At 71.5% G+C, this 23,294-nt stretch carries 23 protein-coding genes and 1 pseudogene; 17 read left to right on the plus strand and 7 right to left on the minus strand.

Translation table 11 applies throughout. The features are described from left to right. The first annotated feature begins 20 nt into the window (after positions 1–20). The 3 genes from E2169_RS04150 to E2169_RS04160 are packed head-to-tail and all read left to right on the plus strand — an operon-like array spanning position 21 to position 1,428. Positions 21–593 (plus strand): RNA polymerase sigma factor, encoded by a 573-nt coding sequence (locus E2169_RS04150; RefSeq protein ID WP_370465137.1) that lies wholly within the window; start codon positions 21–23, stop codon positions 591–593. Then, positions 590–970, plus strand: coding sequence for a hypothetical protein (locus E2169_RS04155; RefSeq protein WP_132985305.1), 381 nt, complete (start codon positions 590–592; stop codon positions 968–970). The genes E2169_RS04150 and E2169_RS04155 overlap by 4 nt, the downstream gene beginning before the upstream one ends. 5 nt (positions 971–975) lie before the next feature. Next, the gene (locus E2169_RS04160) at positions 976–1,428 is read left to right on the plus strand and encodes a DUF3106 domain-containing protein (protein WP_132985306.1); all 453 of its coding nucleotides are present in this window, start codon (positions 976–978) and stop codon (positions 1,426–1,428) included. A gap of 483 nt (positions 1,429–1,911) precedes the next feature. Here E2169_RS04160 and E2169_RS04165 read toward each other — a convergent pair whose 3' ends face one another. Together E2169_RS04165 and E2169_RS04170 are read right to left on the minus strand one after the other, a co-directional pair. After that, the gene (locus E2169_RS04165; RefSeq protein WP_132985307.1) at positions 1,912–3,006 is read right to left on the minus strand and encodes an NAD(P) transhydrogenase subunit alpha; all 1,095 of its coding nucleotides are present in this window, start codon (positions 3,004–3,006) and stop codon (positions 1,912–1,914) included. A gap of 62 nt (positions 3,007–3,068) precedes the next feature. Further along, positions 3,069–5,471, minus strand: coding sequence for a DUF1631 family protein (locus tag E2169_RS04170; RefSeq protein ID WP_165942323.1), 2,403 nt, complete (start codon positions 5,469–5,471; stop codon positions 3,069–3,071). Between the two features lie 102 nt (positions 5,472–5,573). Here E2169_RS04170 and E2169_RS04175 point away from each other — a divergent pair, with 102 nt between their 5' ends. The 3 genes from E2169_RS04175 to E2169_RS04185 are packed head-to-tail and all read left to right on the plus strand — an operon-like array spanning position 5,574 to position 7,713. Further along, a complete protein-coding gene (locus E2169_RS04175) occupies positions 5,574–6,194 on the plus strand; it encodes a nitroreductase family protein (protein WP_132985309.1) in 621 nt (206 codons plus the stop codon). Beyond that, entirely contained in the window at positions 6,191–7,123 is a 933-nt protein-coding gene (locus tag E2169_RS04180) for a 5'-3' exonuclease (protein WP_132985310.1), read from the plus strand. The genes E2169_RS04175 and E2169_RS04180 overlap by 4 nt, the downstream gene beginning before the upstream one ends. A 23-nt stretch (positions 7,124–7,146) precedes the next feature. Then, entirely contained in the window at positions 7,147–7,713 is a 567-nt protein-coding gene (locus E2169_RS04185) for an NUDIX hydrolase (protein WP_132985311.1), read from the plus strand. A gap of 48 nt (positions 7,714–7,761) precedes the next feature. Here E2169_RS04185 and pip read toward each other — a convergent pair whose 3' ends face one another. Together pip and prmC are read right to left on the minus strand one after the other, a co-directional pair. Further along, positions 7,762–8,703 carry a prolyl aminopeptidase gene (gene pip, locus E2169_RS04190; RefSeq protein WP_132985312.1) on the minus strand — a complete coding sequence of 314 codons (942 nt, stop codon included), beginning with the start codon at positions 8,701–8,703 and terminating at the stop codon, positions 7,762–7,764. Positions 8,704–8,755: 52 nt separating this feature from the next. Beyond that, positions 8,756–9,595 carry a peptide chain release factor N(5)-glutamine methyltransferase gene (gene prmC / locus E2169_RS04195; protein WP_132985313.1) on the minus strand — a complete coding sequence of 280 codons (840 nt, stop codon included), beginning with the start codon at positions 9,593–9,595 and terminating at the stop codon, positions 8,756–8,758. A 116-nt stretch (positions 9,596–9,711) separates the two neighbouring features. Here prmC and ahpC point away from each other — a divergent pair, with 116 nt between their 5' ends. From ahpC to E2169_RS04210, 3 genes are all read left to right on the plus strand, one after another. Further along, a complete protein-coding gene (ahpC, locus tag E2169_RS04200; protein ID WP_132985314.1) occupies positions 9,712–10,272 on the plus strand; it encodes an alkyl hydroperoxide reductase subunit C in 561 nt (186 codons plus the stop codon). 205 nt (positions 10,273–10,477) lie between these two features. Continuing rightward, entirely contained in the window at positions 10,478–12,064 is a 1,587-nt protein-coding gene (gene ahpF / locus E2169_RS04205) for an alkyl hydroperoxide reductase subunit F (RefSeq protein WP_132985315.1), read from the plus strand. A 29-nt stretch (positions 12,065–12,093) separates the two neighbouring features. Further along, the gene (locus E2169_RS04210; RefSeq protein WP_132985316.1) at positions 12,094–13,047 is read left to right on the plus strand and encodes a LysR substrate-binding domain-containing protein; all 954 of its coding nucleotides are present in this window, start codon (positions 12,094–12,096) and stop codon (positions 13,045–13,047) included. Between the two features lie 32 nt (positions 13,048–13,079). On the opposite strand, the pseudogene msrA reads toward E2169_RS04210, so the two are convergent. Further along, a pseudogene (gene msrA, locus E2169_RS04215) lies at positions 13,080–13,652 on the minus strand (peptide-methionine (S)-S-oxide reductase MsrA); the annotation flags it as partial. A gap of 137 nt (positions 13,653–13,789) precedes the next feature. On the opposite strand from msrA, the gene E2169_RS04220 reads away from it, so the two are divergent. The 5 genes from E2169_RS04220 to E2169_RS04240 all read left to right on the plus strand — a co-directional run bounded on the left by E2169_RS04220 (position 13,790) and on the right by E2169_RS04240 (position 18,592). After that, positions 13,790–15,544 carry a glutamine--tRNA ligase/YqeY domain fusion protein gene (locus E2169_RS04220; RefSeq protein ID WP_132985318.1) on the plus strand — a complete coding sequence of 585 codons (1,755 nt, stop codon included), beginning with the start codon at positions 13,790–13,792 and terminating at the stop codon, positions 15,542–15,544. A gap of 184 nt (positions 15,545–15,728) precedes the next feature. After that, a complete protein-coding gene (locus E2169_RS14610; protein ID WP_132985319.1) occupies positions 15,729–16,046 on the plus strand; it encodes a hypothetical protein in 318 nt (105 codons plus the stop codon). Beyond that, complete coding sequence (locus E2169_RS04230; RefSeq protein ID WP_132985320.1) at positions 16,043–16,621, plus strand: nucleoside deaminase; 579 nt, start codon at positions 16,043–16,045, stop codon at positions 16,619–16,621. The genes E2169_RS14610 and E2169_RS04230 overlap by 4 nt, the downstream gene beginning before the upstream one ends. Positions 16,622–16,649: 28 nt before the next feature. After that, positions 16,650–17,729 (plus strand): 23S rRNA (cytidine(2498)-2'-O)-methyltransferase RlmM, encoded by a 1,080-nt coding sequence (gene rlmM, locus E2169_RS04235; protein ID WP_132985321.1) that lies wholly within the window; start codon positions 16,650–16,652, stop codon positions 17,727–17,729. 98 nt (positions 17,730–17,827) lie between these two features. Continuing rightward, positions 17,828–18,592 (plus strand): EF-hand domain-containing protein, encoded by a 765-nt coding sequence (locus E2169_RS04240; RefSeq protein WP_132985322.1) that lies wholly within the window; start codon positions 17,828–17,830, stop codon positions 18,590–18,592. A gap of 28 nt (positions 18,593–18,620) precedes the next feature. On the opposite strand, the gene E2169_RS04245 is transcribed toward E2169_RS04240, so the two are convergent. Together E2169_RS04245 and ubiH are read right to left on the minus strand one after the other, a co-directional pair. Continuing rightward, on the minus strand, positions 18,621–19,811 hold the full coding sequence (locus E2169_RS04245; protein WP_132985323.1) for an FAD-dependent oxidoreductase: 1,191 nt from the start codon (positions 19,809–19,811) through the stop codon (positions 18,621–18,623). After that, positions 19,808–21,028 carry a 2-octaprenyl-6-methoxyphenyl hydroxylase gene (ubiH, locus tag E2169_RS04250; RefSeq protein WP_132985324.1) on the minus strand — a complete coding sequence of 407 codons (1,221 nt, stop codon included), beginning with the start codon at positions 21,026–21,028 and terminating at the stop codon, positions 19,808–19,810. Before ubiH ends, E2169_RS04245 begins: the two co-directional genes overlap by 4 nt. A gap of 87 nt (positions 21,029–21,115) precedes the next feature. Between ubiH and E2169_RS04255 the strand changes: the two genes are divergently transcribed. From E2169_RS04255 to E2169_RS04265, 3 genes are read left to right on the plus strand one after another with little or no spacing between them, the layout of a single operon-like run. Then, a complete protein-coding gene (locus tag E2169_RS04255) occupies positions 21,116–21,712 on the plus strand; it encodes a hypothetical protein (RefSeq protein ID WP_132985325.1) in 597 nt (198 codons plus the stop codon). 5 nt (positions 21,713–21,717) lie between these two features. Continuing rightward, positions 21,718–22,272, plus strand: a complete 555-nt coding sequence (locus E2169_RS04260) for a cob(I)yrinic acid a,c-diamide adenosyltransferase (RefSeq protein WP_132985326.1) — start codon at positions 21,718–21,720, stop codon at positions 22,270–22,272. Between the two features lie 23 nt (positions 22,273–22,295). Continuing rightward, positions 22,296–23,219, plus strand: coding sequence for a histone deacetylase family protein (locus tag E2169_RS04265; protein ID WP_132985478.1), 924 nt, complete (start codon positions 22,296–22,298; stop codon positions 23,217–23,219). Positions 23,220–23,294 lie beyond the last annotated feature (75 nt).

Consider the following 23,294-nt stretch of genomic DNA (forward strand, 5'->3'; position numbering starts at 1 on the left):
GCGACGGCCCGGGGGTGGCTATGCTGGACGCCATGCCCGCGGACGCCGCCACCCGCGCCCCTGGACCGCCTGTCCCGGCGGCCGGGGCCGAGACCCTCGAGGCCTTCCTCGATGGGATCGCCGCGCGCGCCTATCGCTTCGCCGAGGCCGGCCTGCGCCACCGCGAGGACGCGCTCGACGCGGTGCAGGACGCGATGGTGAAGATGCTCGGCTATCGCGAGCGTCCTGCGGATGAATGGACGCCGCTGTTCTGGACCATCCTGCGCAGCCGCATCGTCGACGTACAGCGGCGGCGGACCCTGCGCCTGGGCTGGATGACCTCGGCCGACGAACGCCAGGAGGCCGGCGTGGAATGGGCGGATGCCGGCCCGGATCCATCCCGCGCCCACGATGGCCAGGAGGCCTGGGGCGAGGTGGTCGCAGCGTTGCGCGACCTGCCCCGGCGCCAGCGCGAGGCCTTCGGCCTGCGCGTGCTGGAAGAGCTCGACGTGGCGACCACCGCGCGCGTCATGGGCTGCAGCGAGGGTTCGGTCAAGACACACCTGTCGCGCGCACGCGGCGCGCTGCAAAAGCGACTGGAGGATTTCCGATGAACGACAAGCGCCAAGACGACTTCGACCGGAGCATGCGGGCACTGCACGCACAGGCGGTCGAACAGGTCCCGTCGCGCACGCTGTACGCACTGCGCGTACGCCGCGAAAACGCCGCGAAAACGCCGGCCCGCCCGCTCCATCGCGCCGCCGGCTGGTGGCTGGCGGCAGCCTGCGCGGCGGTGTTCGCACTGGCCATCGGGCTGCGCCAGCCCGGCCTGGAACCCGCACCCGCGGGCGAGTCCGTCCCCACGCTGGCGGCGGCCACCGAGGCCGTCGAGGCGGCCACGTATGACGAAGGCTTCGCCGCCCTCGACGAAGACCCCGACCTGTTCCTGTGGCTCGCCGCCCAGGACAGCCAGATCCTGGCCATGGAGTGAGCACCATGCCGAACATCCGCACCCGATCGATCGCCGTTCTCCTGCTGCCCCTGGCCCTGGCCTTCGCGCTGCCCGCCGTCGCCCAGCCCGCGGACGGCGCTTCGCCGCCGCCGGCCTGGGACCAGCTCACCCAGGCCCAGCGCGACGCGCTGATCGCCCCCGTGCGCCAGCGCTGGAACGACCATCCGGAAAAGCGCGCGCACATGCTGGCCCACGCCGAACGCTGGCAGGACATGGATCCCGGGCAGCGCGAGCGCGCCCGCCGCGGCGCCGAACGCTGGCGGAAGATGGATCCCGACAAGCGCGAGGCGATGCGCGCGCTCTACGCACGGCTGCGAACGCTGCCCGAGGCCGAGCGCGCTGCCCTGCGCGAAGAGTGGCGTGCAATGGGCCCGGAACAGCGACGTGCCTGGAGCAAGGCCAACCCGGCCCCGCCCGAGGCATCCGGGGACCGTTGAACAGGCTTGATCAGGCCGCGCCGCCCGGCGCGGAGCGCGGCTGACGCCAGCCGCCTTTTTTGGTTCATCTCCGAACTCCGGGGAACCGGTTCGACGAGGAGTGTCTGCCTCTTTCGCTACGCCTCGCGGTGACCTGGGGGGCCCCGCCGTGGCCGGGAGGCCTTCGCGGCTTCGCCCCCGGCTTCCGCCTGGCGGAGGATGCCTCCTCCTTGACTTCCCCGCGATGGCCTCCCGGCCACGACGGGGCTCGGCGTTGCTGCAGGTGCGCGGGTGACCAGCTTGCGCTCCTCGGGCCACCGCGTATTGTTGCGCACCGGGTGCCAAGGCCCTTGAGAGCGAAGTCAAGGAGGAGGCGATGGCCGCAGGCCAGCGCCGGGGGACATGAGCGCTCAAGGGCCTTGGCACCCGGCGCCCGCGCTCTAGCTATGGCGCGCCATTCCCTCAGTTGGGAGAAGAACCTTTTTTTCGACAGCAGCTGCCGGCTCAGCCTTCGCGCGGCGGCCAGACCGTCTTCGCCAGCAGTTCATCCTCCCAGTCGAAGGCGAGCGCGCCTTCGGAGACCAGCAGGCTGGCGAAATTGAACGCGTTGCGCGCGAACATCTCGCTGGCATGCAGGGCGCCGCTGCTGGCCAGGTTCAACGGCCCGGCCACGGTGACGCCGCCGGCGTCGATGGTCTCGCCGGGGCGCGTGAGTTCGCAGTTGCCGCCGGTCTCGGCAGCCAGATCGACGATCACGCTGCCCGGCGCCATGCCCTCGACCATGGACGCGGTGATGATCCGAGGCGCCGGACGCCCGGGCACCGCCGCGGTGCAGACGATGGCGTCGATGCCGCGCAGGTGCTCGCCCAGGCGGCGCTGCTGCTCGGCGCGCTCCTCCTCGGTCAACGCCCGCGCGTAGCCGCCCTCGCCCGCGGCGCTCACGCCGAGGTCGAGGAAGCGGCCGCCCAGCGATTCGATCTGTTCGCGCGTTTCAGGACGCACGTCGAAGCATTCCACCTGCGCGCCCAGCCGGCGCGCGGTGGCGACCGCCTGCAGGCCGGCCACGCCGGCACCGATCACGAGCACCTTCGACGGCCGGATGGTGCCGGCCGCGGTGGTGAGCATGGGGAAGAAGCGCGGTGCCAGCTGGGCGGCGATCAGCACCGCCTTGTAGCCGGCCATTCCCGCCTGCGAGCTGAGCACGTCCATCGCCTGCGCACGCGTGGTGCGCGGCAGGCGCTCGAGCGGAAACGCGACCAGGCCGCGCGAGCGGATCGCTTCGGCACGCGCCGGATCCCCTTCCGGCTGCAGCTGGCCGATGATCGCGGCACCTTCGCGCAGCGTTGCCAGCACATCGGGCGCCGGCGCCTGCACGCAGAGCACCAGGTCGGCGCCGGACAGCGCCGCCGAGGCGTCGTCGACCAGGGTCGCACCGGCGGTGGCATAGGCCTCGTCGGGGAAATGAGCAAGTGCGCCAAGGCCGCGCTCGACCGCCACCGTGGCGCCGGCGGCCACCAGCTTCCTGCAGGTTTCGGGGGTCAAGGCAACCCGTCGTTCACCGGGCGCGGACTCGCGCACTACGCCTATGCTCACTGCCATGCCCGCTCCCCGGTTTGCGCTGCGGCCATCCTAGCGAAAGCGCCGGCGGCGTGCGATGCGGCTCAGCGCTCGTTCACCTGCTTCTTCGGATTGAGGTGCTGCCAGACCTGGCGCATGGCCTCGTCGAAGGGGGCGTCATTGGACCGCACCACCACCCGGCCGGCGGCGACCAGGGCAGTGAGCTCTTCCGGCGAGACCACCATCCTGCGCGCCCCGCGACGGTTGACCACCAGGAAACGCCCGGTCAGCGGGCTGACCCAGGCGATCCGGGCCGCGGTTTCGTGGCCGCCACCATCGATCAGGCGCAGGCCCTGGCCAACCCTGAGCCGGCGCATGCGTGCGGCGACCTCGGGATCGAAATCGAGGGTGTCGGTGCCGCCTGCGAGCTGCAGCCCCGAGAGTGTGGACGCGTCGTCCACACCGCCCTCGGCGTCATCGGCCGGTGCTTCCGGGCGATGCACCTTGCGCGGCGCATCGGGCAGGCCCAATGCGGAGATGATCCGCGCCATGGCGTCGCGGGCGGCGGTGGCATCCATGCCGCAGCTCGAATAGCACTCGCCCAGCGGCACCTGCAGCGCCAGCAGTTGCTCGGCAACCACGCGGCCACGGGCCTGCGCGGCGTCGGCGTCCACCTGGACCATGGCGTCGCCCAGGGCGATGGCCTGGTGGTGGCGGGCGGTGCCCGGCCCGTCGCGCAGCCAGGCCTGGGTGAGGTGATGGCGCCAGTTGCGGTCGAGGAACTGCGCCACCGACGCCGTCAGGGCGCGCTCGGACAGCCGCGATGCGACGAGCTCGGCGGCATGCGCACGCGCCTGCTGCAGGCGTTCGCGGCCATGGATGGCCTCGGCCGCGCGCTTCTCGGCCAGATCGGTGCGGCGGCGCTGCTGCTCGAGCTGGTCGCGCAGCTCGCTGGAGGCGAGTTCGAAGATGGCCTGGTCGTCGTCGTACTCTTCGACCACGCGATCGACCGCGCGCTCGGCACGGTCGAGGGTCTCGCGGTCCTGCGGGGTCTCGCCGGCGTTGCCGTCGCAGGCCTCGGTCAGCACGTCGAGCATGCGCCGCGCCGGGTGGCTGCGGCGGTTGAACATGGAGTCGTCGGTGAGCGCCACTTTCAGGTAGGGCACCACCAGGCGACCGAAGAAGTCACGCGCGCGGTCCTCGAGATCGTTGGCGTCGTTGATCGAACTGAACAACATGCCCACCAGGTCGATCGCGTCTTCCTCGTCGACGCTGAAGTGCGTGGCGTCGGCATCCAGGCCGAGCTGGCGCACGCCACCGAGGATGGCCTCGCGCATGACCCGGGTGAGTTCGCGGGCATCGCTGGCGGCGAGCGCGCGGGAATACGGGGCGGAATCATCGCCCTGCAGGATCTGGGCGACGTTGAGCAGGTCCTCGGTGCGCAGCACTCCGGCGCCGGCAGGCATGTCTGCATCCCCCGCGGATGAAGCCTCCGTCTCGTCGCCCGTATCGGCCGCGTCGGCACCCGCGGCACGCCAGTGCGCGAGCTGTTCACGGACCACGTCGCGGTAGCGCGGCGGACGCCCTCCGGCGGACGCGGCATGCAGCGCACTCGCGGCGATCGAGGCGCCGATGCCGCCGCCGGCTCCCGCTCCACCGCCACCCACGCCACTGCCGTCCATCGCTGCGCCAGGGACGCCGCCGCGCCCACCGCCGCCCGGGACCCCGCCAAGGTGTTCCACCGTGCCGCCATCGGGAACCCAGCCAGCCTCGCCGCTGCCGGCCTGCGCCGCGCCGCCGACCTGCTGGCCGGGCTGGCCCGGAGGCTGGCCGGACTGCTGGCCGGGGCCGCCCCGCCCTCCGGCACGAGTGCGTCCGGAGCCGCCCGCATCGTCACGCGACTGCACGCCGAAGCCTGCGCCCCCGAGCAGTTCGTTGAGCTTTTCGTAGAGATCGCCCAGCACTTCGGGCAGGCGCTTGTCGAACTGGTTGAACACCAGCGGACGCAGGCCGCGGGTCAGGTCCTCTGCGCCGAAGAGGTCGACGAAGGCGGCCACCGCCGCCTCCGGGCGCACCGGGTTCGCGCGCTTGCCTTCGACGCCCAGCGCCGCGGCAAGCGCCTGCATGCGCTCGTCGAGCTGCTCCAGCGGATGCAGGAACTGGTGGTCGAGGAGTTCGGTGGTGTGCTGGCCGGCCAGATGGATCTCGAGTTCGCCTTCGGACATCAGGCTCAGCGACTTGTCGTCCGTACGTGCCACCGGCGGCTCGCGCCAGGAGTCGAACTCGCGCTCAAGCACTTCGCGGTAGCGGGTGGCCAGCTCCAGTGCACGGTGGCCCAGGGCCATCACCGCCATGCGGTCGTCCTGCGCGCCGCTGTAGTCGTGCCCGGCCAGCGCCTCCAGGCGCACCTGCTCTTCGATCGTGCCCCAGAAGCCCGACAGCACGCCGCCCAGTTCGGTCACCGTTTCGCGCCTGACGGCCTCGAACAGGCGGGCGGGATCGCGCATTCCGCCCTGGCGGGACCGGGGGGACGGGTAGGCGCGGGGTTCTTCTGCGATCATCTGGATGCGTCCGGTGCTGGGGGATGCACCCACTCGTACCATCCCTGAATGGAGCCATTGACGTCTGTGACTGCAATCGCAAATAGCCCAAGTTCCACCGCCCTGTCCGCTCTCGACGCCCGGCGCTCGGTGCCCGCGAGGAAGCTCGCGGAGCCCGGCCCGACCGCATCCGAGCTCCAGCGCATGCTCGCCTCCGCGGTGCGGGTGCCCGATCACGGCAGGCGCGTGCCGTTCCGCTTCCTGTCGATCGCCGGCGACGCGCGCGCCACGCTGGGCGACGCGGTTGCCGCGCGGGGCCTGGAGCTGCATCCCGATGCCGACGAGGCCGCCGTCGACAAGGATCGCGCCCGCTTCTCACATGCGCCACTGGTGGTGGTGGTCGTGGCGGTGCTCGACCCCGACGACGACGCGATCCCGGAGCAGGAACGCCTGCTCAGCGCGGGCTGCGCCTGCTTCGCCCTGCTGCAGGCAGCGCAGGGGCTCGGATTCGGTGCCACATGGCTGACCGGCTGGCCGGCCTACGACCCGGCGGTGCACGCACTGCTCGGTCTCGGCGCGCATGAGTGCGTCGCCGGCTTCATCCACATCGGCACGCCGACCTTCGAGCCGCCCGAACGCGCGCGCCCCGACCCCGCCGCGCTGCTGCGCGAGTGGGTGCCGGCGGCGTGAGCCTGCCAGCGCCCGCGCTGCCGCTGTACCTGGTCGACGCCAGCCTGTACGTGTTCCGTGCCTGGCATTCGATGCCGGCCGACGGCTTCCACGACGCCGACGGCTGGCCGACCAACGCGGTGCACGGCTTCGCCCGCTTCCTGCTCGACCTGCTCGAGCGCGAGCGGCCGCGGCACATCGCCATCGCGTTCGATGAAGCCCTGGACTCCTGCTTCCGCAACGCGCTGTACCCGGCCTACAAGGCCAACCGCGACCCGGCCCCCGTCGAACTCAAGCGCCAGTTCGCCTACTGCAAGGCGCTGTGTGCTGCGCTCGGGCTGCCGGTGCTGGCGCATCGCGAATACGAGGCCGATGACCTGATCGGCGCAGCGCTGGTGGCGGCGCGCAGGGACGGCTTCCGCGGCGTGATCGTGTCGGCGGACAAGGATCTGTCACAGCTGCTGGAAACCCACGACGAGCAGTGGGATTACGCCCGCGGGCAGCGCTGGGGCGCTGCCGGGGTCAAGGCGCGCCACGGCGTGCACGCGCACCAGGTCGCCGACTACCTTGCGCTGTGCGGCGACGCGGTCGACAACATCCCCGGCGTGCCCGGCGTCGGCAGCAAGACCGCCGCCGTGCTGCTCGCTCACTTCGGCAGCCTCGACGCCCTGCTCGAACGCATGGACGAAGTGGCCTTCCTGCGCCTGCGGGGCGCGGCCACCGTCGCCGTGCGACTGCGCGAACACCGCGAACAGGTGCTGCTGTACCGGCAGCTGTCGACGATCGCCTGCGACGCGCCGCTGCTCGATGCGGCCCCGCCGTTCGCGCGCGCCGCGGCCGAGGCCGGCACCCTGGCCGCGTTCGCCGACGCGGTGGGCTTCGGCCCGATGACGCGCCGCCGGCTGGAGACCTTCGCCGGCGACAGCGCGCCCGCCGCTGCGCGGGCTTAGGCGCGCGGGGTTAGGATCGGGCCATGGACAACGACAGTCGCGAACAGCACACGGACGAGCCCGAGGTCCTCTACAAGGGCGAATGGCTGCGCATGGTCAAGCGCGGCCACTGGGAATCCTGCGAGCGCACCCACGGCAAGGACGGCCTCGCCGTGCTGGTGATCGCGGTGACGCCCGACGACCACGTCCTGTTCGTCGAGCAGTATCGCGTGCCGCTGGGCGCGCGCACGATCGAGATGCCCGCCGGCCTGGTCGGCGACGATTTCAGCGAAGACACCCTGGAGTCCGCCGCGCGCCGCGAGCTGATCGAGGAAACCGGCTGGGACGCCGGGCGCATCGACGTGCTGCTGACAGGTCCCACCTCATCGGGCATGAGCAACGAGCGCATCGCCTTCGCCCGCGCGCTGGACCTGCGCAAGGTCGGCGATGGCGGCGGCGTCGACGACGAGGCGATCACCGTCCATGCCATCCCGCGCGCGACCGCCCCGGCCTGGCTGATGCAGAAATACGCCGAGGGCTACGAGCTCGACCTCAAGCTCTGGGCGGGGCTGTGGATGATCGAGCACAACCCCGACGGCACGAAGGCCTGAGTCGGGCGGGGCCCTGACTCCCGCAAGCTTCGCCCCACCCGCGCAGGATCAGGCGAAGCGGTCGGTCGCCCGCACCAGGGCGTCGACCGTTTCCGCCTCGAAGGCCGAATGGCCCGAGGTCGGCGTGACCACCAGTTCGGCCTTGGGCCAGACCTGATGGAGGTCCCAGGCGTTCTGGATCGGGCAGACCACGTCGTAGCGGCCGTGCACGATGACACCGGGGATGTCGACGATGCGGTAGGCATCGCGCAGCAGCTGGTCGTCGACTTCGAAGAAGCCGGCGTTGGTGAAATAGTGGTTCTCGATCCGCGCGAAGGCCAGCGCGAACTGCGGATCCTCATGGTCGGCCATGAAACCGGGATCGATGTGCAGGAAGCTGGTCGCCGCTTCCCACACGCTCCAGGCGCGCGCGGCGGCCAGGCGGGTGGCTTCGTCGTCGGAGGTCAGGCGGCGGTGGAAGGCCGCGATCAGGTCGCCGCGCTCGCTTTCCGGAATGGCCGCGATGTAATGCTGCCAAGCCTCCGGGAACAGGCGCGACGCGCCCTCCTGGTAGAACCATTCCAGCTCCCAGCGACGCAGCATGAAGATGCCGCGCAGCACCAGCGCGGCAACCTGCTTCGGGTGCGCCTGGGCGTAGGCCAGGGCCAGGGTCGAGCCCCAGGAGCCGCCGAACACCTGCCAGCAGTCGATGCCCAGGTGTGCGCGCAGGCGCTCGATATCCTCGACCAGGTGCCAGGTGGTGTTGTCGACGAGGTCGGCATGCGGTGTCGAGCGGCCCGAGCCGCGCTGGTCGAACAGCACGATGCGGTACTTCGCCGGGTCGTGGAAGCGGCGCATCTTCTCCGTGCAACCGCCGCCCGGGCCGCCATGCAACAGCACCACCGGCTTGCCCTCGGGATTGCCGCACTGCTCGTAGTACAGGACGTGGCGATCGTCGACACGGAGCGTGCCTGTGTCGAAGGGTTCGATCTCGGGATACAGCGTGCGCATGCAGATACGGCCTCGTACGGAAAAACGCGGCCAGTCTAGCAGCCGGTCCCGCTCAAACCACGGGCCTGCGCCCGAGGCTGACGCGGTCGCGGCCCTCGAGGTCGGGCACGGTGGCCACCGCATCCAGACCCGCCGCCAGCAGCAGGTCGCGGACCGCCGGCCCCTGGTCGAAGCCGTGCTCGAGCAGCAGCCAGCCGCCAGCGACCAGGTGCTCCGACGCCGCCGCCGCGATGGCCCGGATCGCGTCCAGGCCATCGGCGCCGGACGCCAGCGCGGACGGCGGTTCGTGTCGCAGGTCGCCCTGCCCAAGGTGCGGATCGCCATCGGCGATATAGGGCGGATTGCTGGCCACCAGGTCGAAGCGCTCCCCCGACAGCGGCGCGAACCAGTCGCCGGCGCGGCATTCCACGCGATCGCCCAGGCCATGGGCCAGCGCGTTGTCGCGTGCCACTGCAAGCGCGGCTTCGCTGCGATCGGTGGCGACCACCTGCGCCAGCGGCCGCTCGCTGGCGATGGCCAGCGCGATCGCACCGCTGCCGGTGCCGAGATCGGCCACGCGCGCCGGCGCCCCGGGATCCAGCCGCGCCAGCGCCTCTTCGACCAGCAACTCGGTTTCCGGGCGCGGGATCAGGGTGTCCGGCGTCACCGTCAGGCCCAGGGTCCAGAAACCGCGCCGGCCGAGGAGGTAGGCCACGGGCTCGCCTGCGGCGCGCCGGGCCACCAGGCCCCGGAACCGCGCCTCGGCGTCTGCCGGCAGGACGGATTCACCATGGGCATACAGCCAGGAGCGCGGGCGATCCAGCACCTCCAACAGCAGCAGTGCGGCCTCGTCAGCCGTGATCTGCTCCCGGGCCAGCGCAAGGGATTGCGAGACGCTGCGTTCATTATTCATAGATATCAACTATTGATTGGATAACTACAATTAACTTCACTTATTGATAGTCTGTACCTAACATTCCCTTCGTCCGGCAGCGCCGGTGCCCCTTCCCACCCACCCATGAGGATTCCATGTCCGTCATCAATACCGAAATCAAGCCGTTCAAGGCTACCGCGTACCACAACGGCGAATTCGTCGAAGTCGACAGCGCCAACCTGAAGGGCAAGTGGTCCGTATTCGTGTTCTACCCGGCCGACTTCACCTTCGTCTGCCCGACCGAGCTCGAGGACCTGGCGATCAACCATGACGAGTTCAAGAAGCTCGGCGTGGAGATCTACAGCGTGTCGACCGACACCCACTTCTCGCACAAGGCCTGGCACGACACCTCGGATGCGATCGGCAAGATCCAGTATCCGATGATCGGCGACCCGACCCACGAGATCTCCAAGGGCTTCGAGATCTTGCGCCCGTCCGGCCTGGCCGACCGCGGCACCTTCATCGTCGACCCGGAAGGCGTGATCCAGTCGATCGAGATCACCGCCGAGGGCATCGGCCGTGACGCGCTGGAGCTGCTGCGCAAGGTCAAGGCCGCCCAGTACGTCGCCGCCCATCCGGGCGAGGTGTGCCCGGCCAAGTGGAAGGAAGGCGAGAAGACGCTGAAGCCGTCGCTGGACCTGGTCGGCAAGATCTAAGTCCGCCGAGCTTTTGTAGGAGCTGCTACAGCAGCGATCGCGGCTATAGCCGCTCCTGCAGGCGCCCAGCCCACCCCGCTTCCAGTGGGGTGGGGCTGGACCGGAGTCCGTGCCACGGCGCGGCCTGCGGTCCATCCCCACGCCGGATGCGACCCGTCGATGACGGGACGCAGGCCCCCGCCTTGCCGTTTACCAGGAGTTCCCCATGCTCGAAGACGATCTCAAGACCCAGCTCAAGGCCTATCTCGAGCGCCTGCAGCGCCCGGTGGTGCTGGTGGCCAGCGTCGACGACGGCACCAGCTCCGCCGAGATGCTGGAACTGCTGGAAGACATCCGCGCGCTGTCGGACAAGGTCTCGGTCGAGGTGTCGCGCGACGATGCCCACCGCAAGCCCTCCTTCGCCGTGACCTCCCCCGGCCATGACATCGACCTGCGCTTCGCGGGCCTGCCGATGGGCCACGAGTTCACTTCGCTGGTGCTGGCCCTGCTGCAGGTCGGCGGCCATCCGTCGAAGGCCGCGCCGGAGCTGCTGGAGCAGGTCCGCGGTCTCGAGGGCGAGTACCGCTTCGAGACCTATTTCTCGCTGTCCTGCCAGAACTGCCCGGACGTGGTCCAGGCGTTGAACCTGGCGGCCGTGCTCAACCCCAACATCCACCACGTGGCCATCGACGGCGCCCTGTTCCAGGACGAAGTCGAGGCGCGCGAGGTGATGTCGGTGCCGACCGTGTTCCTCAACGGCGAAGTCTTCGACCAGGGCCGGATGAGCCTGGAGCAGATCGTCGCCAAGCTCGACACCGGTGCCGCCAAGCGCGACGCCGCGGCCATCGCGAAGAAGGACGTGTTCGACGTGCTCGTGGTCGGCGGCGGCCCCGCCGGCGCCGCGGCCGCGATCTATGCCGCGCGCAAGGGCATCCGCACCGGCGTGGCCTCGGAGCGCTTCGGCGGCCAGGTGCTCGACACCATGTCGATCGAGAACTTCATCTCGGTGCAGGAAACCGACGGCCCGCGCCTGGCGGCACAGCTCGAAGCGCACGTGCGCCAGTACGACGTCGACATCATGAACCTGCAGCGCGGCAGTGCGCTCAGCCAGGACGACGACGGCATCACCACCGTCGAACTCGAGAGCGGCGCAGCGGTCCGCGGCCGCAGCGTGATCCTGGCCACCGGCGCGCGCTGGCGGCAGATGGGCGTGCCCGGCGAGGACCAGTACCGCAACAAGGGCGTGGCCTACTGCCCGCACTGCGACGGCCCCTTGTTCAAGGGCAAGCGCGTGGCGGTGATCGGCGGCGGCAACTCCGGCGTCGAGGCCGCGATCGACCTCGCCGGCATCGTCAGCCACGTGACCCTGGTCGAGTTCGACAGCCAGCTGCGCGCCGACGAAGTGCTGCAGCGCAAGCTGCGCAGCCTGTCCAACGTCCGCATCATCACTTCCGCGCAGACCACCGAGGTGCTCGGCGACGGCAAGCGCGTCAACGGCCTGGTCTACCGCGACCGCGCCGGCGGCGATTCCCATCGCGTGGAGCTGGAGGGCGTGTTCGTGCAGATCGGCCTGCTGCCCAACACCGAGTGGCTGAAGGGCACGATCGAACTCAGCCCTCGCGGCGAGATCGTCGTCGACGACGCCGGCCGCACCTCGCTGCCGGGCGTGTTCGCCGCGGGCGACGCCACCACGGTGCCCTACAAGCAGATCGTCATCGCCATGGGCGAAGGCGCCAAGGCCGCGCTGAGCGCGTTCGACCACCTGATCCGCACCAGCAGCCCGAAGGCGGAGGCGGCGACGGCCGAGGCCTGAACCGCACCGCCCACGGAAGGGGCATCACCATGAACCTGCGCGACCTGAGCTACTTCATCGCCCTTGCCGAGCACCTGCACTTCGGCCGCGCCGCGGCGGCCAGCTTCGTCAGCCAGCCCACGCTGTCCACCCAGATCCGCAAGCTGGAGGAGGAACTGGGGGTGGTCCTGGTGGAGCGCGCGCCGCGCAACGTGATGCTCACGCCCGCCGGCCGCGACGTCGCCGCGCGCGCGCGGCGGATCGTGGCCGACGTCGACGAGATGCGCGAGGCCGCACGCCGCAGCCAGGACCCCGAGGCGGGCAAGGTGACCCTGGGCCTGTTCCCGACGCTCGGACCCTACCTGCTGCCGCACGTGGTGCCCGCCATCCGCACGCGCTTCCCGGAGCTCGAGCTGCTGCTGGTGGAAGAGAAGAGCGACGTCCTGCTCGAACGCCTGCAGCAGGGCCGGCTCGACGCGGCCCTGCTGGCGCTGCCGGTCAACGATGAGCAGCTGCACCTTGAATTCCTGTTCGAGGAGCCGTTCGTGCTCGCCGTACCGGAGGCGCATCCGCTCGCCGGCCGCAGCCCGCTGTCGCTCGACGACCTCGCCGACGAACGCCTGCTGCTGCTTGCGGATGGCCACTGCCTGCGCGACCAGGCGCTCGACGTCTGCCACCTGTCGGGAGCCTCCGAAAAGGGCGAGTTCCAGGCCACCAGCCTCGAGACCCTGCGGCAGATGGTCGCGGCCAACGTCGGCGTCACCCTGCTGCCGATGCTGGCGGTGAAGCCGCCGGTCGCGCGCTCGGACAGCATCGAACTGGTGCCTTTCCGCGACCCGCCGCCCAGCCGCCGCATCGCCCTGGCCTGGCGCAAGAGCACGGCGATGACGCCTTTCCTGCAGGAGTTCGCCCAGGTGCTGCGCGGACTGCCGGCGGACCTGCTGCTGCCCACGGTGCGCGAGAGCACCCTGCCGATGCACGTCCCCGGCGCGCCCGGCGTCTAGTCGCGACCCGACGGGATTCTTCCCCGCAGAAGTCAGCTGCCGGTGCCGACCCGGCAGCTGACGCCGGTGCCGCCGAGGCCGCAATAGCCGCCTGGATTCTTCGACAGGTACTGCTGGTGCTCCTCTTCCGCGTAGTGGAAGGGAGGCGCGGGGAACACGATCCCGGTCGTGATCCCGCCATGGCCCGCGGCGGACAGCCGCTCCTGGTAGGCCTCGCGGCTGGCCAGCGCGGCTTCGTGCTGCTCCGCAGTGCAGCAATGCAGCACCGACCGGTACTGGCTGCCGATGTCATTGCCCTGGCGCATGCCCTGGGTGGGGTCATGCCCCTCCCAGAAGCGGGCGAGCAGCGCCTCGAACCCGATCCGCCCCGGGTCGTACACCACCAGCACCACCTCGGCGTGGCCGGTGCGGCCGCTGCAGACCTCGCGGTAGTCCGGCGCTGGCGCATCCCCGCCGGCGTAGCCCACGGCCGTCGTCTCCACGCCCGGCAGCGTCCAGAACAGCCGCTCGGCGCCCCAGAAACAGCCCATCCCGAAGACCACCCGCTGCATGCCGGGGAACTCCCCCTGCAGCGGACGGCCGTGGACATGGTGGATATTGGACAGGCGCATGGCGTGGCACTCGACGTGGGATCCACCTGATCGTGGGCGCTCGGACCCGCAGGTTCAAGCCGCGCACGCGCCGGCTCGGCTACACTGCCCGGTCCATGGCGCAGGCCCGCGCCCGCACCCTTGAAGACCGCATGACCGAGCCCACCCCCACCGCGGCCGGCGCCGCGCCGGCGCCCGCCGAAAAGCAGGATTTCATCCGCCAGATCGTCCGCCAGGACATCGCCAGCGGCAAGCACGACGCCATCCGCACGCGCTTCCCGCCCGAGCCGAACGGCTACCTGCACATCGGCCACGCCAAGGCGATCTGCCTGGACTTCGGCATCGCCGAGGAGTTCGGCGGCCGCTGCAACCTGCGCTTCGACGACACCAACCCGGCGAAGGAAGACCCCGAGTTCGTGCAGGCGATCCAGGACGACGTGCGCTGGCTGGGCTTCGACTGGGCCAGCCTCCGGCACGCCTCGGACTACTTCGCGGTGTTCTACCTCGCGGCCGAGAAGCTGATCCGCCAGGGCGACGCCTTCGTCTGCGACCTCTCGGCCGAAGAGGTGCGTGAGTACCGCGGCAGCCTGACCGAGCCGGGCCGCGATTCGCCGTACCGCAACCGTGGCGTCGAGGAGAACCTCGACCTGTTCCGGCGCATGCGCGCGGGCGAGTTCGACGACGGCGCGCGCACCCTGCGCGCGAAGATCGACATGTCCAGCGGCAACATCAACCTGCGCGACCCGGCGCTGTACCGGATCAAGAAGGTGCCGCACCAGAACACCGGCGACGCCTGGCCGATCTATCCGATGTACGACATCGCGCACGCCCTGGGCGACGCCATCGAGGGCATCACCCATTCGCTGTGCACCCTGGAGTTCGAGGATCACCGCCCGCTGTACGACTGGTGCGTGGACAAGGTCGACCTGGCCGGCAATCCGGAGCTGCTGGCGCCGCTGGCCGCCAAGGACCTGCCGATCGAGGCCGCGAAGCCGCGGCAGATCGAGTTCTCGCGGCTCAACATCAACTACACGGTGATGAGCAAGCGCAAGCTCACCCAGCTCGTCGCCGAAGGCCTGGTCGACGGCTGGGACGACCCGCGCATGTACACGCTGCAGGGACTGCGCCGCCGCGGCTACACCCCGGGCGCGCTGCGCCTGTTCGTCGACCGCGTGGGCATCAGCAAGCAGAATTCGATGATCGACTTCTCGGTGCTCGAGGGCGCGCTGCGCGAGGACCTCGACGCACGTGCGCCGCGCCGCATGGCAGTGGTCGCGCCGCTGAAGATGGTGCTGACCAACCTGCCCGACGGCCACGAGGAAGTCCTGCGCTTCCCCAACCATCCGAAGGACGAATCCTTCGGCGAGCGCGAGCTGCCGTTCTCGCGCGAGCTGTGGATCGAGCGCGACGACTTCGCCGAGGTCCCGCCCAAGGGGTGGAAGCGCCTGGTGCCGGGCGGCGAGGTCCGCCTGCGCGGCGCCGGCATCGTGCGCTGCGACGAGGTGGTCAAGGACGCCGATGGCGACGTGGTCGAGCTGCGTGCGACGCTCGACCCCGAGTCCCGGCCGGGCATGGACGGCGCCAACCGCAAGGTCAAGGGCACGATCCACTGGGTCGGCGCGGCACGCGCGGTCGAGGCCGAGCTGCGGCTCTACGACCGCCTGTTCTCGGTCCCCGACCCGGACGACGAAAGCGGTGGCCTCACCTACCGCGACCACATCAACCCGGATTCGCGGGTGTCGGTGCGCGGTTACCTCGAACCGGCGGCCGCCGACGCTGCGCCCGAGCACGCGTTCCAGTTCGAGCGCCTGGGCTATTTCGTCGCCGACCGCCGGGACCACCGCGCCGACGCGCCGGTGTTCAACCGCAGCGTGACCCTGCGCGACACCTGGGCCGCCAGGGCCTGACGCCCACCCGACGTCATACTGGCCAACGGCGCCAGCGTCCCCGGCTGAACAACCGCGGCGGCGCTACCATGCCCGCGCCGCCCGAACTCCGGAGACTCCCATGCGACGGATCGTCCAATCCGCCATACCCGTCCTGTTCGCACTCTGCCTCGCCGCGTGCGCCGCCCCGCTGCCGGACGCCGGCGTGAGCGCGCCACCCATGAGCGATCCGCTGCCGGCCACGCCGGTGCCGGCGCAGCCCGCGCGCCCGGCCGTCGCCGGCGTGCCCGACCTCGACCGCAGCTGCCGCGTCGACAGCGACTGCGCGGTGAAGAATGTCGGCAATTGCTGCGGCTATTTCCCCGCCTGCGTAAACACGGACGCCCAGCCCGATCCTGCGGCCGTGCAGGCCGCATGCGCGCAGTCGGGCATGGTCGGGGTCTGCGGCTTCAAGGAGATCGAGGCCTGCGCCTGCGTCGCCAGCACCTGCGAGCCGGCGTCGTCCGCGGGAGCGCTGCGATGAACCTGCCCGCACGCGTCGGCCTGCAGCTTCCCGAATGGGTCCAAAGCGTTGTCGAACGCGACCGCACCTACACCAGCGACGCCGACAAGGTGGCGCTCGCGATCGCGCTCGCGGCGCGCAATATCGCCGAGGCCACCGGCGGCCCGTTCGGCGCGGTGGTGTTCGGTCCGGACGACCGCGTGGTCGCCGCCGGCGTGAATGTCGTCCTGCCGCAGTCGACCTCGCTGGCGCATGCCGAGACCATGGCCTACATGCTCGCCCAGCAGTCCCTGGGGCGGGCGCGCATCAACGTCGACGACCAGGACCGGCCCTGCGGCCCCTACACCCTGGCCACCTCGGCGCAGCCCTGCTGCCAGTGCTATGGCGCCACCATCTGGGCCGGCGTCGACCGCCTGCTGATCGGCGCCCGTTCCGATGACGTGCACGAACTCACCGAGTTCGACGAGGGTCCGCTCCCCGAAGACTGGCCCGGCGAACTCGCCCGCCGCGGCATCGAGGTCGTACGCGACATCGCCCGCGACCAGGCGCGCGACGTGCTTGCCCGCTACGGCAGCGACGGCGGCCAGCGCTACTGATGCCCGCGGCCCCGGCAGGCGCATCGGCATGAGCGGCCTGCTCTGCTATTGCCGCAGCGGCTTCGAGCCCGAGCTTGCGGCCGAGCTCGGCGAGCGCGCGGCCGCGGCCGGCCACCACGGCTACGCGGCCACCGAGCGCGGCACCGGCTTCGTGCGCTTCCTTGCGCCCGGCGACGATGCCGCCGCGCTGTCGCATGCGCTGCCCTGGCACGCGCTGGTGTTCGCGCGACAGAAGCTGGTGCTGCTCGAGGAGCTTGAGGGCCTCGACACCTCGGACCGCCTGACACCCCTGCTCGCGGCCCTGCATCGGCATGTCGATGCGGCCGGTGGCCGCGGACCGGCGTTCGGCATGCTCGTGGTCGAACACCCCGACAGTGACGCGGCGCGGCCGCTCGCCGGCCTGGCCCGCGCGCTGGCAAACGCACTCCGCCCCGCCCTGCGCAAGGCCGGGCTGCTGTCAGCCTCCGAGGACGCGCGTCGTCCCCGGCTGCACGTCTGCCTGCTGGCCGGCGACCACCTGCTGCTTGCGACCGCCGCCCCCGGGGATTCCTCGCCCTGGCCGATGGGTGTCCCACGCCTGCGCCTGCACCGCGACGCGCCCTCGCGCTCCGCGCTGAAGCTCGAGGAGGCCTTCCTCACCCTGCTCGACCCCGACGAGCGCGCACGGCTGCTGCGTCCGGGCATGGTCGCCGCCGACCTGGGCGCCGCCCCCGGAGGCTGGACATGGGTGCTGCAGCGCGCCGGCGTGCAGGTCACCGCCGTCGACAACGGCCCGCTGCGCCAGCACGTGCTCGACGGCGGCGGCGTCGAACACCTGCGCGACGACGGCTTCCGCTGGCAGCCGTCGCGGCCGCTGGACTGGATGGTCTGCGACATGGTCGAACAGCCGCGGCGCGTGGCCTCGCGCATGGCGACCTGGTTCCGCGAAGGCTGGTGCCGGCAGGCCGTGTTCAACCTCAAGCTGCCGATGAAGAAGCGCTGGTTGGAAACCTCGCTCTGCCTGGACATCTTCAGCCGTGAAGCACAGCAGCCGCTGGAGCTGCGGGCCCGCCAGCTCTACCACGACCGCGAAGAGATCACCGTCCTCGCGATGCCGACCGGCAGCTGAATCCTCGACCGCGTTCAGCGCCCGGCAGGGCGATCCTGACTCCCGCTTCATTGCCGCGGCGCTAGCGTGGCGTCCCATCACCCCGTGAGGACGCCTCCATGAATCCGCGACAGAACATGACCCGACTCAGCGCTGCCCTGCTCGCCTGCAGCCTCGCGGCGAGCGGCACGCTGATGGCCCAGACCGTGGGCACCGGCACCGCACAGGGACGCACCACCGTCAACTCCAAGGCGGCACACCAGGATGCACGCGCCGCCGAACAGGACGCCCGGGCCGCGCGCGATGCCGCGCACGCGGCTGCGGCCGAAGAACGCGCCGGCGCGATGACCGCCCGGGGCGCCTCCCAAGCGGACTATAGTGCCTGGGAGGCCGACCAGGCTTCGCGCCGCGCCGAGCGCGCTGCCCACGCGGCCAAACGCGCCGCCAACCAGGCCGGCGCGGCAAACGCCGCCGCGCACGGCGGCACCGCGCTCCCGGCCGAGACGGCGATCCAGTCGCGCCACGCTGCGGGCAACGCCAGCGCCGCAGGCAGCATTGCCCGCCAGGCGGCGATGGATGCCCAGGCCGCGGCCGAGACCGCGCGCGTCGCCACCCGCACGCCCCCCACACCGCCGGCACCACAGCCGCGCGCCCCAACCGAGACCTGGCCGAGCGAACCCCAGGTGACCTTCACCTCAAGCCCTTCCAATTCGGTGATTGGCGACTACCGCATCGACATGGCGACGCTGGACGTGAACGGTGACGGGCGGCTGAGCCGGGCCGAGGCCCGTGGCAACGCCACGCTCAGCGCCGAGTTCGCCGCGGTCGACAACAACAACGACGGCGTACTCGACGCCAGCGAACTCAAGGGCTGGATGCGCTGATCCGCCAGCGCGGCACGCGGCGGGGAACTCAGATCCCCGCCGCGTGCCGCCACAGCGCCCCTGCCACCGGCGGCAGGCGACCGGCCAGCCCCAGGGCGTGCCCGCGCAACAGCACCGCGGCCGGCGAATCGCTTGTATAGACCCGGTTGATCCCGTCGAAGGCCCGCGCGGCCATCGTGGACTCGCTGCGCCGCGCGCGCGCCCAGCGCACGATGCGCTGCGGCGTGTCCCAGGCCTGGTGTCGGGCCTGCGCGGCCGCAATCGAGTCGCGCAGCGCGGCCACGCCACGCAGGCCCACGTTGACGCCCTGCCCGGCCAGTGGATGCATCACGTGCGCGGCGTCTCCCAGCAACAGCACGCGCCCGGTCGAGTACTGACGCGCCAGCTGCAGGCGCAGCGGGAAGGCGGCGCGCTGCGAGCACGGCTCGACCCTGCCCAGGCGCCGATCGAAGGCACGCGCCAGGACATCGCCAAACGCAGCGTCGTCCATGGCCAGCGCCGCCTCCGCTTCCGCGGTGGGCAGGGACCATACGATCGAGCAGTTGCCTTCGGCAAAGGGCAGGAAGGCGAGCGGCCCTCCGGGAAGGAAGCGCTGCCACGCCGTGGCCTCGTGACCCAGCTCGGTGCGCACGTAGCCGACCACGCCCGACTGCCCGTAGCCATGGCCCTCGACCTCGATGCCGGCCAGCCGGCGCAGGGTGGAACCGGCGCCGTCGGCGGCGAGCACGATGCGCGCCGACACCCGGCGGCCATCGTCCAGGCGCAGGCGCACGCCGCGGTCGTCCTGTTCCATTTCTTCCACCCGCGCGGGGCAGCGCACGTCCACACCCGCGCCCGGGAGACAGGCCCACAGCCTGTCGACCAGCAGGCCGTTCTCGACGATCCAGCCCAGCTCGCGCCGGCCGAGGCGGTCGGCGTCGAAGGCCAGTTCGCCGCCGCCGGCCGCGTCCCAGACCCGCATCCTGCGATAGGGCTGGAGCCGGGTCGCCTGGCCGTTCCGACCGGCCACGCCGTCCCATGCACCGATGCCGTCGAGCAGCGCGGCGTTGTCATGGGCGAAGGCAAACACCCGCAGGTCGGGCTTCGCCTCCGACCAGGCAGGCGGCGCGCGGCCCTCGACCAGGGTCACCGACAGGCCCAGCTTCGCCAGCGCCAGCGCGGCGGCCGCGCCGACCACGCCGCCGCCGGCAACGGCGACATCGACCGTTCCGGGGCTCATCGCACGGCCTCCGCACGGCAGGCGTCCGGTACGTCGCCGCGGTAGCCCATGGCACCCCCGACCACGCTGGCCTGCAGCCCGGGCAGCGCCGCGAGCGCGACCAGGCCGGCGCTGCGCAGCAGGGACGCACCGCGTCCGGGATTGGCCGTGAGCCGCGCCAGGCCGTCGGAGAAGTCGAGCGTGCGCGAGCGGTCCTCGCGACGCCGTGCAGCGTAGGCCGCCAGCAGGGCGGGATCGCCCGGGTCGCCGTCGCCGCGTGCGCAGGCCGACAGCGACTCCGCCAGCGTCATCGCGTCGCGCAGGCCGAGATTGAAGCCCTGCGCGCCGACGGGATGGATGCTCTGCGCGGCGTTGCCCACGAGCACTGCGCGCGGGGCGATCGTATCGTCCGCACGCATGGCCACGGCGGGATAGGCGCTGCGCGGACCCACCGACAGCAGGCGGCCGATGCGCCAGCCGAATGCGTCCTGCACGCGCGCCAGGAAGCCGGCGTCGTCCAGCGCCTGCACGGCGGCGGCATCCGCGGTGGCCACGCCATGCACCAGTCCCCAGGCGCGATCGCCGCGGGGCAGCAGCGCGGTCGGGCCATCGTCGCCGAGTCGCTCATACGCGGTGCCGTCCGGCGCGCGGGCGGCGCGCAGCCTGGCCAGCATCAGCACCTGGCCGTAGTCGTGGCGGGTGGCGGTGATGCCGAGTGCCTCGCGGACGCCGCTGTGCATGCCGTCGGCGGCCACGACCAGCCGCGCGCGCAGGCGCGATGGTCCGTCGCCGGCCAGTTCGAGGACGCGATGGCCGTTGTCGTCCAGACCAAACCCGGTAAAGCGCGCGCCGCGATGGCGCACCAGCCCGGCCACCCCGGCCAGGCGTGACTCCAGCGCTTCGCCGAAGTCCCGCGCCACCACCACCTGGCCGAAGGCAGCCCGGCCGTAGTCCGCCGCCTCCAGCAGCACGCGTCCGAAATCGCCGCGCCGGCTGGCGTGGATGCGGGTGATCGCGCCGGTCGGCGCGCGCAGCCGCTGCATCACGCCCAGCGCCGTGAGTGCGTGGATCGTGGCCTCGGCGAAGCTCAGGTTGCGCTCGTCGAACACCGCCGGCATCGCCGCGGCCGGCGCGGCCTCGACCATGGCCACGTCCAGCCCGCTGTCTTCCAGGGCAATCGCCAGGCTGGCCCCGACCAGGCCGCCGCCGATGACCACCACGTCGTGTCTCGCCGTCATCCCGGCATGATACGGCCGCCGCCGCCCGCAGTTCGCTAGAATGGCGGGAATCCAGCAATTACATATGCCGTCGGAGCCGCACGCGAGATGAACACCAACCTGCAACGCGCCATCGTCCTCTCGCTGCTCGTGCTGCTGATGGCGGCCACGCGGAGCCACGTCTTCACCCATTTCACCCCGGTGCCGGACGCGAGCTGGGCGGCGTTCTTCATCGGCGGCTTCTACCTGCGTGCCTGGGCACGCTGGGCCTTCCCGGCCCTGATGGCGCTGGCGGTGGTGATCGATTACATCGTGATCAGTGGCCAGGGCATCAACTTCTTCTCGCACTACTGCGTCTCGCCGGGCTACTGGATGCTGGTGCCCGCGCACGCGGCGATGTGGGCCGGCGGCCACTGGCTGCGCAGCCGCCATGCCGGCGCCAGCTTCGGTGCGCTCGCGCGCCTGGCCACGGTGCTGGTGCTCGCCACCGCCACCTGCCACCTGTTCGCGCAGGGCGGCTTCTACTGGCTGTCGGCTGCGGTCGCCGAGCCGACCTTCGCCGGCTGGGCCGCCAACTACGGCCACTGGTTCGCCCCCTACCTCGCCGCCACCGCCATGTTCGTGGCCGCGGCCGCGCTCGCCCAGGTGGTCTCGGAGCTGGTGGCCCGCAACGCCGGTCCCGCGCGCCAGCACGACAAGCACTGACCGCGATGGGCAACCGCCTCTCGAAGATCTACACGCGTACCGGGGATGACGGCAGCACCGGGCTCGGCGACGGCAGTCGCACCGGCAAGGATTCGCTGCGGGTCGAGGCCTACGGCACGGTCGACGAGGCCAACTCGACCATCGGCATGGTCCTCGCCACCGACGTGCCCGACACCGTCCGCACCCTGCTGACCTCGATCCAGCACCAGCTGTTCGACCTCGGCGGCGAACTCTGCATCCCGGGCCACGCCGCCATCGACGACGACGACGTGACCCGCCTGGAGCAGCAGCTCGACCACTACAACGCCGACCTGCCGCCGCTGAAGGAGTTCATCCTGCCGGGCGGCGGCGAAGCCGCGGCGCGCTGCCATATCGCGCGCACCGTGGTCCGTCGCGCCGAGCGCTGCGCGGTGGCGCTGGCGCGGGTCGAAGACGTGCGCCCGCAGCCCGTGCGCTACCTCAACCGGCTGTCCGACCTGCTGTTCGTGCTGTGCCGGGTGCTGGCGCGCGAGGGCGGCCATGGCGAGGTCATCTGGCAGCACGAGCGCCGCCGGAGCTGAGGGCGGGCATGGGCGCGAAGCGGCTGGCGGTCTTCACCCACGCAGCGTGCTTCGCGCATGACACCGGTCCCGGCCACGTCGAGACGCCCGCCCGCCTCGGCGCAGTAGTGACCGCGCTGCGGGACCACGTCCCCGGACTCGAATGGCTCGAAGCCCCGCGCGCAAGCCGCGGCCAGCTGCTGCGCGTGCACGAGCCCCTGCTGTTGCGCACCGTCCTCGAGGCCGAGCCAGCCCATCTGGTGCAGCTGGATCCCGACACCGTGCTCTCGCCAGGCTCGCCGGAGGCGGCGCTGCGCGCGGCCGGGGCCGTGGTCGCGGCCGTGGACCTGGTCATGGCCGGCGAGTCGGAGGCCGCATTCTGCGCGGTGCGCCCGCCCGGCCATCATGCGACGCCCGCGCACGCCATGGGCTTCTGTCTGTTCAACAACGTCGCCGTGGGCGCCGCGCATGCACTCGACCGCCATGGCCTGTCGCGGGTGGCGATCATCGATTTCGACATCCACCACGGCAACGGCACCCAGGCGATCTTTGCCGAAGAACCGCGCGTCCTCTACGCCAGCGCCCACGAGATGCCGCTGTTCCCCGAAACCGGCCAGCCCCGGGACCGCGGCATCGGCAACCTGCACAACGCCGCCCTGCAGGCCGGCAGCGGCAGCCACCGTTTCCGCGAGGCCTGGCGTGACCGCCTGCTCCCGGCGATCGACGGCTTCGAGCCGCAACTGGTGATGATATCCGCCGGCTTCGACGGCCACCGCGCCGACCCGGTGGCCCACATCGAACTGGAAGCCGACGACTTCGCCTGGCTCACCGGCGAGCTCGCCGGCATCGCCTCGCGCCACGCCGGCGGGCGCATGGTCTCGGTGCTCGAGGGCGGCTACGACCTGGCGGCGCTCGCCGAGTGCAGCATCGCCCATGTCCGCGCCCTGGGCGCCTGCGCCACAGGCTGAGGCGTTCACGGTCCGTGCATTGCCGCTGCACGGGGGATACGGCAAGCTGTCCGCCGCCCTCCTCCCCCATCGGAA

The sequence above is a fragment of the Luteimonas terricola genome (assembly GCF_004352845.1).
GTDB lineage: Bacteria > Pseudomonadota > Gammaproteobacteria > Xanthomonadales > Xanthomonadaceae > Luteimonas > Luteimonas terricola.